Genomic DNA, 13,875 nt, shown 5'->3' on the forward strand with positions numbered 1-13,875 from the left:
TAAACAAATCCTATCTTCAAAGTGGAATTTGAGACCTATTTCACCTAGTGTGCGCGCTTCTTATGCAAGATTGATGGAGTGAAGCGCTAACCATGGACGAACTGATGCAAGCAGGCTTACAATTGATGGCACTGGGAATGGGTGTAGTTTTCCTGTTTCTTGGTCTTCTCATTGGTGTAATCAACCTCACCTCTCTACTTATTCAGAAATTTGAAACAGCCCCTGTTGATACAGCCAACACGACTACTACCGCTGGCAATACAGACCTGATTGAGGTCGTGACAAGTGCCGTTAAATTATATCGTTCTGAACACCCTCATCGCAAAGGATAAACGAACATTTTTTTAGGAGACATCTGCAGATGAATCAGCCGCTCGGAATTACCGAACTCGTCCTTCGTGACGGTCATCAATCGCTTTTGGCAACACGCATGCGTATTGAAGACATGCTACCGATTGCAGAAAAATTGGATAAAGTAGGCTATTGGTCTACTGAGATATGGGGCGGTGCAACGTTTGATTCCTGCATCCGTTATCTTGGTGAAGACCCGTGGGAACGCCTGCGTCTGTTGAGTGAAGCGATGCCCAACACGCGCTCTCAAATGCTCTTCCGTGGACAAAATATTCTTGGTTATCGCCACTATGCAGATGATGTGGTGAATACCTTTGTCGAGCGTGCTGCCAAGAACGGCATGGATGTCTTCCGTATTTTTGATGCCATGAATGATATGCGCAACTTAGATACGGCTGTTAAAGCAACACTTAAAGTAGGCAAACATGCTCAGGGCACCATCTGTTATACAGTTAGCCCGGTGCACACCCTCGAAATGTCCGTCGACATGGGTAAACAATTGGAGGACATGGGATGTCATTCAATTTGCATCAAGGATATGTCCGGACTGCTCAAGCCATATGATGCTGAAAAACTGGTAAGCAGACTGAAAGAGACCCTTGCAATTCCTGTTGCCCTGCACGCACATGCCACAACAGGCATGAGCACCGCAGCCATTGTAAAAGCAGTTGAAGCCGGTATCGACATGGTGGATACCAGTATATCATCGATGAGTCACACCTATGGTCATTCAGCTACAGAATCTGTTGTTGCGATCATGGAAGATGAAGCACGTTCGACAGGACTCGACCTTAAATTGTTGGAAGAAGTAGCGGCAGATTTAAGAGAAATCCGCAAAAAATATTCAAAATTTGAAGGTTCATTAAAGGGTATTGATTCACGTATTCTAGTGGCTCAGGTACCAGGAGGCATGCTAACCAATCTGGAAAGCCAATTGGTATTGCAAAATGCCGATGACCGTTTTGATGAAGTACTACAAGAAATCCCACGCGTTCGTGAAGACCTTGGTTTTATCCCTCTGGTCACGCCCACCTCACAGATTGTAGGTACTCAGGCTGTATTTAATGTACTGGCCGGCGAACGTTATCGTACGGTCACCAAAGAGACGCTGGGGATTCTTAAAGGTGAATATGGCAAAACACCGGCTCCGGTAAACAGCGAACTGCAAATGAAGGTACTTGAAGGTGGAAAACCCATCACCTGCCGCCCGGCAGACCTGATTGAAGATGAAATGGATAGATTAACACTTGAGCTGGCCAGTATCGCTGCTGAAAAGGGTTTTGAGCTATCCAACAAACTGGTAGATGATGTATTGATCTACGCTCTGTTTCCGCAAATCGGATTGAAATACCTCAAAAATCGTGATAATCCAGATGCCTTTGAAACAGCACCATGGATTGAAGAGGAAGACGATATCATCGCTCCGACGGTCTCTGAACGCTATAATATTACCGTCAATGGAAACGACTATGATGTTGTTGTTTCTCCTGAAGGTGAAGTCACATCAATGCACCCGGCTACTGGTGCGCCAGCAGCTCCGGTTACCGCTGCCGCTGCTCCTGCCATCAATATTGCAACCACATCCGTTGGCGCTCCGATGGCCGGGAATATATTCAAAGTTGTGGTTACCCCTAACCAAACCGTAAATGATGGTGATGTCATTCTGATCATGGAAGCGATGAAAATGGAAACTGAAGTACGTTCCAGCCATAAAGGTACAATTGTCAGCATCGAAGTAAAAGAAGGTGATGCTGTAACTGTCGGCCAACCACTGGTTACTATCGCATGACCGAAACATTAAAGTTATTCGAACAGCTCTGGATCACAACCGGTATTTCTAATATCGAGTGGGGCCAGGCACTGATGATCTGTGTCGGTCTGTTATTGTTATATCTGGCCATTGTTAAGAAGTATGAGCCACTACTGCTGCTGCCTATGGGCTTTGGCGCCGTTTTGAGCAATATTCCTATCGCCGCTATTTCCGGCCCTGATGGTTTACTCGGCATGCTTTATAGTGTTGGTATCGAAACAGGTGCATTCCCTCTGCTTATCTTTATGGGGGTTGGTGCATTAACGGATTTTGGTGCCTTGATTGCTATGCCAAGAACCCTTTTATTGGGTGCTGCTGCTCAGTTCGGTATCTTCACCACCCTGATTGGTGCGTTGGCATTGAACTACATCCCAGGATTCGAATTCTCCATGGCTGATGCCGCGGCGATTGGTATTATCGGTGGAGCCGACGGCCCTACTGCTATTTTCCTGGCGTCTAAGCTCGCGCCAGATCTGCTTGGTGCGATTGCGGTCGCTGCTTACTCATATATGGCGCTGGTGCCTATTATTCAGCCTCCAATCATGAAACTGCTGACCACAGAAAAAGAACGCAAAGTTAAAATGGCACAATTGCGTCATGTCAGTAAAGCTGAAAAAATCGCCTTCCCACTGATTGTGCTCATCATGTGCATTATCTTCCTACCTACTGCTGCGCCACTGATCGGTATGCTGACCTTTGGTAACCTACTGCGCGAATCAGGTGTTGTGGATCGTCTCTCCAACGCGGCTCAAAATGAAATCATCAATATCACCACTATATTTCTGGGCCTGTCCGTTGGTTCAAAATTGGAAGCCAGTCACTTTTTGCACGTGGAAACACTAGGCATTCTACTACTTGGTATGATTGCTTTTTGTGTTGGTACTGCAGCCGGCGTATTGATGGGTAAAATCATGTACAGAACGAGCGGTGGAAAAATCAATCCACTGATTGGCGCGGCAGGTGTATCTGCCGTCCCCATGGCTGCGCGTGTGGCCAACAAAGTCGGATTAGAGGCGGATCATCACAATTTCCTACTCATGCATGCGATGGGCCCTAATGTGGCCGGTGTAATTGGTTCTGCAGTTGCTGCTGGTATTCTTTTAGCCATTGTCGGTGGATAAAAACATGCATCATTCAAGGAGTAGTCTATAATGAGTAACTGCCTATTCTGTAAAATCATTGCCGGAGATATTCCATGCAATAAGGTCTATGAGAATGATCATGTGTTGGCTTTTCACGATATTCACCCGAAGGCTCCAACACACGTACTGATTATCCCCAAACTACATGTTGCTACCTTAGCTGATTGTGATGACCCTGCCCTGCTCGGAACATTGATGGACAGCGTACGGCATGTTGCTGATGAAGTGCTAGGTCTAACTGATGGTTATCGTGTGATTATTAATGTGCGTGAAGGCGGTGGTCAGGAAGTGTTTCACCTGCATGCCCATATTCTCGGCGGCAAGAAGTTACCATTCTGATCTTTACATATTGAACACCCATTGAGTCCCCGTAACAAACGTTCGCGTTCAACACTGCAAGGCATTCATGCCAACCTTGCTAAAATTCTTGGTGAGGAATCACTGGATGCATTAATCAGCCTTGCACGCTTACGTCGAGCCTGGCCACATATTGTCGGAACAATGATGTCCACGCGCACTGAACCTCTTCAACTACAGCCGATTGAGAATGACGGCCTCTGCTTGTGGGTTGGCGTTGATCACTCCATCATGGCCCAGCAAATACGCTTTCTCAGAGATGATATTCGCAAGGCCTGCTTTAAACATGCCGGACTGACAAACTTGCACAGAATAAGTACACGTATGCATCCGGGATCCGGCATTCAGCCATCGAAAGCTGCTCCACAACGCAGAAAAGTCAGTTTCCATGAAATGCGCATACTTGCACTCAATGTCGCAAGCATTAAGGATCGCCCACTGCGCAAGGCGATGTTTCAAGCACAGCTCGCACAACTTGCATATGATGATCATGAAAATGATCAGGCAACAACATAAATAGAGGTGAACGAATGAAAAAAATGATGACCCTGGCCATGATAGCCATCTTCGGATTAATGATTTCCGGTGTTGATCAAGCTGATGCCAAACGCTTCGGTATGGGCTCCAGCTTTGGTAAACAGCGTATGTCACAACCCAAATCCAACAGCTTTTCCAATCGTCAGGCTACACCTGCAAAATCGGCCACAGCATCAGGACAACGCGGTGGAGCGCGAACAGGTATGATGGGGATGATCGGCGGACTTGCTTTGGGTGGCATCCTTGGCGCGATGTTCTTCGGTGGAGCATTTGAAGGCATTAACTTTTTCGACATTCTAATCATCGGCGGCATTATCGCCCTGCTCTTCTTCTTTCTGCGAAAACGCGCTCCTGCTAGACAACAACCGTCCTATGCCGGCGCTTCTTCAACAGGCGACTTCGCTCATGATTTTGATAGCGCGGACGAAACCATCGTGGATGATACACCACGTCAACCTGTGGGTACGGCAGTTCGCCCCGATATCAATGAACATCATTTTCTTCCCGCTGCAAAAGAGATTTATGTACGCATGCAAAAAGCATGGGACAGTGGTGATATTGAAGATATTCGCAAGTTCTGTACTGCTGAAATTGCTGAGCGCATTGGTCAGGATATGCGCCCGGATGAGAGCCACACTACTGACGTTGCCACACTCAATGCTGAGATTGCCGATAGCTGGATGGAGTCCGATCTTGAGTGGGTCGCAGTAAACTACACTGCCATGTTACGCGAACAGACGCTTGATAGTGAAGGCACTACTACAGGTGACAATACCACTGAAGTAAACGAAGTATGGATTTTCCGCCACGCTCCTCAGTCAGACGACCCAACATGGTATCTGGCAGGTATTCAGCAAGCTAAATAATCAAGCTTGATCAACAGAGTTCAAAGGCTGGCAGAGCATTCCTCTGCCAGCCTTTTTTTTTCAACCCCATTCGCCGGAACCATTACGAATCATTATCAGTGTCGATTATAAAATCATCAACCCGGTGCAGACCAAATTATCGCATGAATACACCCTGTATTTACTGGCATTATTCAACATATTTCTCCGCGAAGGACGCAGCGTTGCGCAAAGCAAAGACAACAACGGCTACAAACTTCAACTGTTGCTCTCCGGTTTAGCATTGTCTTTTTGATCATTATACGCGGGGCTGGTAAAAGCTTTTAAACATTTCAATCCAATTGCCCTGCCAGTGAAGACCCTCAAACGTTCTATCTATCTTCTGATGGCTAGCTTATCGATCACACACAGCTTTCGATTCTTCGCATGCCCAAAACAGCATACCCGGACTTGGGCGATGAACCTTTGTTATAAACCTGTACAAGCCTGCAATAGAACATTCAACAAACGCGCTTCATGGCACCCTGTAAAGACTTTCTACTTGTATAGATAGGTAGCCCGCATATACCAGCGCTGCTGTTGCTGGGTGGCGTATTGCATGGAGTTATTTTCATTCTCGAAATGTTTTAAGTTCATCATATCCTGCGCGACAAAGCTTATCTCAAGACCTTCAATGGGTTTAATACCGACACGCATATCCAGTCGATGGTTTCCGTTAACACTGCCATCACGGAACGGGCCATTAAAATAAACATTGGCATCAAACTCCAGCATTTTCGTTGGATCCCAACTTAGTCCGACATGAAAGCGGCTGCGAGGATCCTGAAATTTATTGGAGAGTACGGTCCATTTTGTTTCACCATCTTTAACCGGATAATCCACATACACTTGATGCAGATAGGTGTAAGAGCCTTTTAACGTTAACTCGTCAAAGGCCTCTACACGGAAATTAGCCTCGAAACCATCGCCTTTTCCATTCAATACATTGGTCAAATATTCATATGTAATGCCTGTAGCCGCATTCGTTGCCAGATTCGACTTATCCTGCCATGTATCCAACACACCCTTATAAATAGTTTTGAAGGCTGTAAGTTCAATCAGGCTCTTTTCAGTTGGCCGCAAACGCGCACCCACTTCATAGGACTTCACATGCTCACTCTTGGCTCTGCCATCGCCAGTCTGTTTGACAAGACAGACGCGTGGAGGCGTACACCAGCCAGATGCCTTACGATTCCACGATAAGCCATTTTCCATATCATTGGGTGTACGCACTGTTCTTGATGCCGATGCCCATACTGCCCAGTTATCATTGGACACAATGGTACGAATACTTGGTTGTGATTCCCATGTTGTATAAGAGTTCTTTTCCAGCTTCAAACCACCGATGATGCGAAACATACCGTCAAACAGTGCCAATTCATCATTGATAAAAAAGGAAGTTATACCGGTTGTACGTGTTGGCATTTGAAATTGCGGGGTATTGTTAAAGTGAGAGCGCAGGCGACGAACATTTGTACCCACAGAGATGTTCTGATTCAGTATATCACTGAAATCAACCTGAAATTCACCATCAAAGGTCTCTTTTTTCTCACGGATTATTTGAGTATGCACCTTATACTGGTCGTAAAACAACTGCCCTTTCAAACTGACATTTGAAGCAATATCAGTTTCCACACGCGATACAATATTTTTACCGCTAAAAGCATTTAAGGAGTTTATTTGCGCATTTGATGCATTACCGACCGTTGGATTTGGCATCCATGTGCCATATTGACCACTATGAATCTGGTATGCATCACCATGCAGAGAAACCTTGGTAGAAGCACTCGCGTTCCAGTCAAGGCGAAAGCCCTGCTGTTTCATGCGCCTGAAATCAGGCATATCATTGAGTCCGTTGCCGGAGAGTCCACCATCACGGGTTTCACGCATAGCATACAATCTGTAATCAACGTCCCCACTGCTGGCGCCATAGCTAATATTACCAAAGCCCGTTTCTTCAGTGCCTTCACCTGCAGTAATACGTAAACCCTGAGATGCACCAGCTTTTTTGGTAATAATATTGATCACGCCATTCACGGCATTCGAACCCCAGATCGCACCACCCGGGCCACGCACAATTTCAATACGTGCAATCTCTTCTAAGGGATAATTCTGAGCCACCCACCATACACCTGAGAATGTGGTGTTATAAATGGGACGTCCATCCACCATGACCAACAACAGATCTGTCCAGAAATCAGTCTGGCCACGAATACCTACCTGAAATTGATTGGCATTGGTTTGCGACACCTGCAAGCCTGGAGCTAATCTTAAGGCATCGGGAATACTACGTACACCAGAGCGTCGAATATCATCGCTGGTGATGACAAATACCGCGCCTGCTGTTGCCATATAGCGCTCTTCACGCTTTGATAGGGTTGTCACTTTAACATTGGCCAGTTGTTCAAGATCCATCGAAAGCAAATCATCAGCCGAATACCGTTCTGCACTGACTGCTGGTATCGCACTGATTCCCACAGCGACCATCAATGGTAGCAATACCCGAATGCGCATCCAGCGCAGTACTATTCGCTTCATCCCCCCCCCTGTTTTTACAACACCCCAAAATCTCTGCCGCATGATAGCGGCAACAGATAAAAATATCGACAGCATCCCTCAACCATGCCAAAGCTTATTCGCTTTAAATGGTATTTATTTCCAACACTTCAGTTAAGCGCTTTAGTGTAAAAGGTTTCAGTACAATGCCATCAGGTTGAACTGCATTAAACTGATCTGAAATATTTTCATTACCGTAACCACTACAAATATAGATCGGCAATGCAGCATTCAACGCTTTCAATCGTTTTAACGTCTCTTTGCCACCCATCACCGGCATCATCATATCCAGTAAAACGATGCTGATTTCATCTTTATGATGCTGATACGCCTCTATGCCCTGCTTTCCATCAGCGGCCAGAATGACTTTGCAGCCAAGTCTGTTCAATAATCGCTCAACAACAGTTCTAACCATGAGTTCATCATCAATGACTAATACCGTGGCAGAAAGATCTCCCCCCAGACTGGTGAAACCTTCATCTATGTTAACATCTTCCGTTACAGTATTATGACTAACAGGAAGCAATACTTTGAAACAAGTGCCACTACCCACTGCACTGCTAAGCTGTAGAGAGCCGTTATGAGAGCGTACAATGCCAAGTACTGCACTCATCCCCAACCCACGCCCTGCAAATTTTGTAGTATAGAATGGTTCAAACAGCCTGCTCTGCGTTTCACTGTCCATACCGCAGCCATCATCTCGCACCTCAAGTAACACATAGGCACCTGGTTTACATTGCTCATCAATATATCTGCTTTCCAATGCCTGTTGATCAGCCTCAATCAAGCGTGTGGAAATCGTGATACTCCCCATTTTTTCTTTAGCAATACTTTCCGCAGCATTGCTGACCAGATTCATGATGACCTGCTGCATCTGCGTTTTATCGGCAAATACAGGAGGTAAACTATTGGACAGATCAAGATTGAGAGAAATATTCTTCGGCACAGTGATATCAATCAACTGCAGTGCTTTCTCAACAAGCAAGGTCATATTTACATCATGATTAATAAAACCACCCTGCCCGGAATAATCCAGCATCTGTTTGCACAGGTCAGCAGCCCTATTTGATCCTTCCAGAATATTGGTTAATTCCTGTTGTTCCGGCAGACCAAACTCCTGCATATTCAATTTGGCCAGTTCTGCATTCCCCATCACGCCAGCCAAAATATTATTAAAATCATGTGCGATACCACCGGCAAGCACACCCAGAGATTCAAGTCTTTGCACATGTGCCATCTTGCTTTCCATCTCATACTTCTGTTTTTCGGCTTTCACTACCTCGCTAATATCGCGCGCTACACCTTCAATAGCGATGGGCTCACCCTGCTTATTCACAATGATATGTACGGATGCTGAAATCCAAATGCTATGTCCAAGTTTATGTTTTAACTTCAATTTTAAGTTTTTTATAACGGCACTATCATGTTCTTTAAAATCAGACATCACTTGTAAATACTCTTTGTCTTCAATCAACAGCTTCCGAACAGTGAGACCTGTGATTTCTTCTGATTCATATCCAAGCAATGCGTACACAGAAGCCGATGCCCATTGCACAACACCATCAGGCCGCAGTCGATAATATGTATCAATCATATTATCCAGCGTGGACTGCAACTCGTTTTTTGCTACCTGTAAGGCTTCGGTTCGTTCAACAACCCTCTGCTCCAACTGAAGGTTATTCCTCTCCAGTGTTTGTTCTACTGTCTTTTGGTCTGTAATATCAACAAATGCACTGAATAATACCTGTTCATTTTCAAAGAACATCGGCGTCATCGATAGCGAAATCCAGAAAGGACTACCGTCTGTTTTGAGTACTTCCAGCTCCTGGCTATGCAGCTCGCCATCCTGTTGTAATTTTTCCAGCATGCGCTGCCGGTCTTCCGTATAACGATAAAAATCTGATGTATTGTACTGCATACCAACTTTATCATCGATATCAAATAGAGCAGTTGAAGCACGATTATGAAATAGCACAAAGCCATCTCTGCGGGTGATGATCACAGGTACAGGTGCAAGCTCAACAATATTGCGGAAGCGCGCTTCACTCTCTTTCAAATGCACATGATTCTGTTCAATGGTTTGAAAACTCTGCTGAATCTTTTCGGCCATCTGATTAAAACCGACCAATAGATCTTTCGTCTCACTATTATACGTCATTTCATCTGCTCTGAGCATATAATTTTGACTGCTTCCCATCTCTCTCATAATTTTAGCCAAGGCACTGATTGGCCGGGCAATTCTTTTCTGTAGATGCCAGGCCAGCAGTAAGCCCATCAACAGACAGCCAATCATCACCATCACTACAATAATCAAACCTGTGTACCAGCTTGCCTGCAAGTGGGTAAGATTGGATTGAAGATAGATTACACCTACAGGTTTACCTTTATGCTCCACGACACGATACAGATGCAACTTACCTCCTTGATAAGAGCTGCTCTGATGTTTTTGAAATGCAATGGACTGATCTACCTCTGCAGCGTCGCCTGCTGCTTTATAGGTAAACAAGGCATTACCATCATAAGTGAATAGTTTCACTACAGTGACATCCTGGTCGAATTTTATGGCTTGCAACAAGTCTCGGGCCATACGTTGATCGTTAAACATCAAAGCAGGTCTGGCGGCAGCCCCTATGATGTCACTCTCAACTATCAGCACCCGCTCAGCTTCTTCTTCCAGTAACACCTGATTATAACTAAGCCACACACCACCCATGATCATCATAGTTAGTGTCAGTGTTACTACAAAAAAGAGCTGGAGCTGACGTTGGATAGAAGTAGAATTTCTATTCATTATCCCTCCCAACTATCTCACCCAATTGCAGCAACTGCGCGCTGATATAAAATCCAGCACGTTTAACTGCCTGCAAATTGACGACAAAGGTAAGTTTTTTGTTGTGATATTTAATTTCGACCATTCCACCTTGCTCAGCAAAGCCGGGAATATCTGAAATGGTTAGAACGGCCTCTCCTTCAAGCTGTTTTAATAACTGCTTGAAATCCTGCCTGCCTGATTCCCCTATATAGAGAACCGAACTGTTGCGTATGCAACGATCCTGCTCGCATGATTGTACACTTAAGCCCAGACCTTTAGCGACAGGCTTGGCTATAATATTTTTCAGTCTGTCATACACGTCCTCTTCAGACAGGACATTAATTGAGATACCTTTTCGGTGGACATCACTCGTTGGCCATTCTGTAAAACGAATAAAGTTAAATACATATACTGCTTTAAGGTCACTAATGCCGGCCCTGTTTTTTTCAGCAGCAATCGATGAACCGATGGGATGAAGAGATAACAGTAGTGCCAGTAGGCAACCACATAAAATACGGCAGTTATTATTTAGAAAAAGACGCATCAATCCAAGACTTGCTTGGTGAAAGAGGTCATTGAACTATTTACGTTGCTGTTAGCTGGCAATCTGATCAGATCGCATACATTAACATCAAGGGCTAATACCAGGTCAATACGCAACGCTGACTGTCCACTTGAATATCCCAATGCACGCTCTCCAAAAAAACCCACGAAAACGACATGATAAGGCTTACGAAGGTATTTAAAGCATTATAGCCTAAATTTGAAAAAATACTGTTTTTCAAACCCCAAAACATTGAAACCATAGATGAGATCAAGCTCACTGTACCAGTACCTGAAAATATTTATATCTATCCTCTATAAAAAAGTACCAAACCATACTTGTGCGTAATCAGTAAACACGCAGCTACCGAGCATTACGGCATGTTGACCAGTTATCAGGGACACAATCTCTACACAGAAAACGCTGCGTTTCTCAGTTCCCCTAAAATCTATTTAATCAGCGCTGTGCATCGCATTAAGCGTTTTAGCAATGATGTCGTGATTTAACCATAGAACAGGTGCCGATGGAGCGGACATCTCATGAAACATCAATGGACCAGTACCTTCCAGCACCAAGCCACTCAGATGTTCTGTGATCAAGGCTTTATTATCCTTGTGAAGAGCCGTGATATTACCAGAAGTACCAACCATCACTTCAGCCAGTGCTTCATTGTTATCCATTGGCCATGACTGGTAATTGCGGAACTCGGTAATCACACCGTTGGCATTGTAGTCTTCAATAGTCTGCAATAACTCTTCCAGTGAATGCCCTTCTGCCAACAGTTCACGGCATCGCTCCCACTGGCTTTCTGCCCACTGTCCACCATTCTCTCTCTTTAATGAGATAAGCAGCGGGAACAGCGATAGCTCTACACCGGCAAAAATATCGGATGAGTTGGTACGAATCTCCGGGCAATTGAATACTGTTGCTTTAATACCTCTTTCCCAGGCCGCTTCGGCGATCGATTCCAGACGCATTTTTGCATAACCCTGCGTATAATTGCTATAGCTCTGCCACTGGTATGCATCGTTAATCAAAATTTCAGTGCCGTGATATCCGTAGGCACTATAACAGACCTTGCCGCCGCTGTTTTCCAGACGGTTACGCAATGCATCAGTTGCTTCAATGAGATATTGAAAGGTATTGGCTGAGACCTCATCAAAATTCTTCAAAATAAACTTACCCAGATCACTATCAAGCAGTGTACGGGAGGACATAAAACGCGCACCACGCCCCTTATAAATACGATTGGCAATGGCCAGGAATACTTTTACCTTGGGAATACCTCCGGCCATGGTATGGGCAAAATAGGCGTTAGCGCCATCGGGAATAATCCCCTCTAACTGCGCAACAACCTGTGCCAGTGAATCTTTAAAACGTTTTACACCAACTTCATGGCAAGCCTCAATATGAGCCCAGTCGAGTTTCTCATCCTGCCATGTTTTGATAGTCATGCTGGATAGCAGATCGGTAGGTGTAGCTTCACCCTCCGCGGCATCCAGATCAAAGCCTGCCATCATGGGGATATTAATAATGCGCCCACCAAGGTTATCCTCAGCAATACTCAGCTCTTCATCGGTAAGCGAACGTAATTTATTATGTTCGTCACGGCGACCAACGGTGATGCCTACAATCGTCATACCGGCATCACGAGCCTGGTCGATCAAGCCATTCACATAACCACGGCCAAAGAGTTCACCGAAAAGGACAAAAACATCTCCTTTCTTAAAAATGTTCTGAGTCGGTATTTCGCGTAATGGGTTCAGTTCAGTCATTGTCGTTGTGTCCTTGGTTAAGAAAATCATTCACCTGAGGTCATGTTGTAAATATAGCTGGCTTCATGATGCAATTTGGAGCCGCATCATAACGTAAGTGAGTGAGTATGAAATAGTAATTTTTTAAGCAGTAAATACTATAAATAATCTTATTCAAGCAAAAACAACGTATAGTAAGGACAAAATATCATAGAGCCCTTTCATCGATATCTGTTTTATCCTTGTTTCTGATATTTGTTACGCTCGTGATTGTCATATCAAATATATGCTAAAGAATAATTTAACAGTGATCATATGTAGTCAATCTATTTATGCAGGGATACGAATAGTTGGTATGCGATTGAGAATAATTTCTGCTTTTTTATACATGCCTTCGGTACGATGACCATCATAAAAACGTGGGTTCGGTAGAATTGCGGCCAGCCGCGCAGCCTGCCAGTCGGTAAGGTTCGCAGCCGAGACACCGAAATGGTGTTGTGCTGCAGCTTCAGCTCCGTAGATACCATTTCCCCATTCTGCATAGTTCAAATAAAGTTCAAGAATACGTTGTTTAGAGAGTGTGGCTTCAAGCATCGCCGTAATGATCATCTCCTCGCCTTTGCGAAACATTGAACGCTCACCGGAAAGAAACAGATTTTTGGCTAATTGCTGAGAAATAGTTGAGCCGCCTGCTGTGATTCGCCCTGCCTGAACATTTTTCTCCAGTGCTGATTGGATCGCTTTCCAGTCAAATCCATTGTGATTAAAAAATGCTGCATCTTCTGAAGCTATGACAGCACGTTTCAAATTGAAGGGCATTTGTGCATACGTAATTAATTCATGTTGCAGTATAGCTTCTGGATTTTCTACCCGCTTAAGTTCCAGTTCTTGCTCCATAAATGCACTCATCTGTGGGTTTTCATTACGCAAATCAAACAGCTGTATAAATAACCAAAGCTGCCAACTAAGCACCAAGGCCAGCGCGACGAGCAACACATGTTTGAGGCGTAGCGGTCTTATTGCAGGTAATATGGAACGGGAGGTTATGGCAGGTCTGTATTGATCCTGCATTGTCGGAGAAATAGTCATCATATCGCAAATATTCATTATTTTAAGCAGATAAATATG

Annotated in this window: 11 protein-coding genes; 6 read left to right on the forward strand and 5 right to left on the reverse strand. The window is 44.7% G+C overall.

Annotated features, from left to right (window positions below):
• The first annotated feature begins 92 nt into the window (after nt 1-92).
• The 6 genes from D8Y20_RS07080 to D8Y20_RS07105 are packed head-to-tail and all read left to right on the forward strand — an operon-like array spanning nt 93 to nt 5,063.
• A complete protein-coding gene (locus D8Y20_RS07080) occupies nt 93-332 on the forward strand; it encodes an OadG family protein (RefSeq protein WP_121542349.1) in 240 nt (79 codons plus the stop codon).
• A 29-nt stretch (nt 333-361) separates the two neighbouring features.
• Nucleotides 362-2,140, forward strand: a complete 1,779-nt coding sequence (gene oadA, locus D8Y20_RS07085) for a sodium-extruding oxaloacetate decarboxylase subunit alpha (RefSeq protein ID WP_121542350.1) — start codon at nt 362-364, stop codon at nt 2,138-2,140.
• On the forward strand, nt 2,137-3,282 hold the full coding sequence (locus D8Y20_RS07090) for a sodium ion-translocating decarboxylase subunit beta (protein WP_121542351.1): 1,146 nt from the start codon (nt 2,137-2,139) through the stop codon (nt 3,280-3,282). Before oadA ends, D8Y20_RS07090 begins: the two co-directional genes overlap by 4 nt.
• A gap of 30 nt (nt 3,283-3,312) precedes the next feature.
• Nucleotides 3,313-3,642 carry a histidine triad nucleotide-binding protein gene (locus tag D8Y20_RS07095; protein WP_121542352.1) on the forward strand — a complete coding sequence of 110 codons (330 nt, stop codon included), beginning with the start codon at nt 3,313-3,315 and terminating at the stop codon, nt 3,640-3,642.
• A 21-nt stretch (nt 3,643-3,663) separates the two neighbouring features.
• On the forward strand, nt 3,664-4,176 hold the full coding sequence (locus D8Y20_RS07100) for a DUF721 domain-containing protein (protein WP_121542353.1): 513 nt from the start codon (nt 3,664-3,666) through the stop codon (nt 4,174-4,176).
• Between the two features lie 14 nt (nt 4,177-4,190).
• Nucleotides 4,191-5,063, forward strand: coding sequence for a Tim44 domain-containing protein (locus tag D8Y20_RS07105; RefSeq protein ID WP_121542354.1), 873 nt, complete (start codon nt 4,191-4,193; stop codon nt 5,061-5,063).
• 516 nt (nt 5,064-5,579) lie between these two features.
• On the opposite strand, the gene D8Y20_RS07110 is transcribed toward D8Y20_RS07105, so the two are convergent.
• The 5 genes from D8Y20_RS07110 to mtgA form a co-directional block, all read right to left on the reverse strand.
• Entirely contained in the window at nt 5,580-7,619 is a 2,040-nt protein-coding gene (locus D8Y20_RS07110) for a TonB-dependent siderophore receptor (RefSeq protein ID WP_236075319.1), read from the reverse strand.
• A 103-nt stretch (nt 7,620-7,722) separates the two neighbouring features.
• The gene (locus D8Y20_RS07115) at nt 7,723-10,428 is read right to left on the reverse strand and encodes a PAS domain S-box protein (protein ID WP_121542355.1); all 2,706 of its coding nucleotides are present in this window, start codon (nt 10,426-10,428) and stop codon (nt 7,723-7,725) included.
• Nucleotides 10,421-10,993 (reverse strand): YfiR family protein, encoded by a 573-nt coding sequence (locus D8Y20_RS07120; RefSeq protein ID WP_121542356.1) that lies wholly within the window; start codon nt 10,991-10,993, stop codon nt 10,421-10,423. Before D8Y20_RS07120 ends, D8Y20_RS07115 begins: the two co-directional genes overlap by 8 nt.
• A 452-nt stretch (nt 10,994-11,445) precedes the next feature.
• Nucleotides 11,446-12,768, reverse strand: coding sequence for a hypothetical protein (locus tag D8Y20_RS07125; RefSeq protein WP_121542357.1), 1,323 nt, complete (start codon nt 12,766-12,768; stop codon nt 11,446-11,448).
• A 309-nt stretch (nt 12,769-13,077) separates the two neighbouring features.
• Nucleotides 13,078-13,839 (reverse strand): monofunctional biosynthetic peptidoglycan transglycosylase, encoded by a 762-nt coding sequence (gene mtgA, locus D8Y20_RS07130; RefSeq protein ID WP_236075320.1) that lies wholly within the window; start codon nt 13,837-13,839, stop codon nt 13,078-13,080.
• Nucleotides 13,840-13,875: the final 36 nt, after the last annotated feature.

The organism is Mariprofundus sp. EBB-1, from assembly GCF_003665155.1.
In the GTDB taxonomy this organism is placed as follows: Bacteria; Pseudomonadota; Zetaproteobacteria; order Mariprofundales; family Mariprofundaceae; genus Mariprofundus.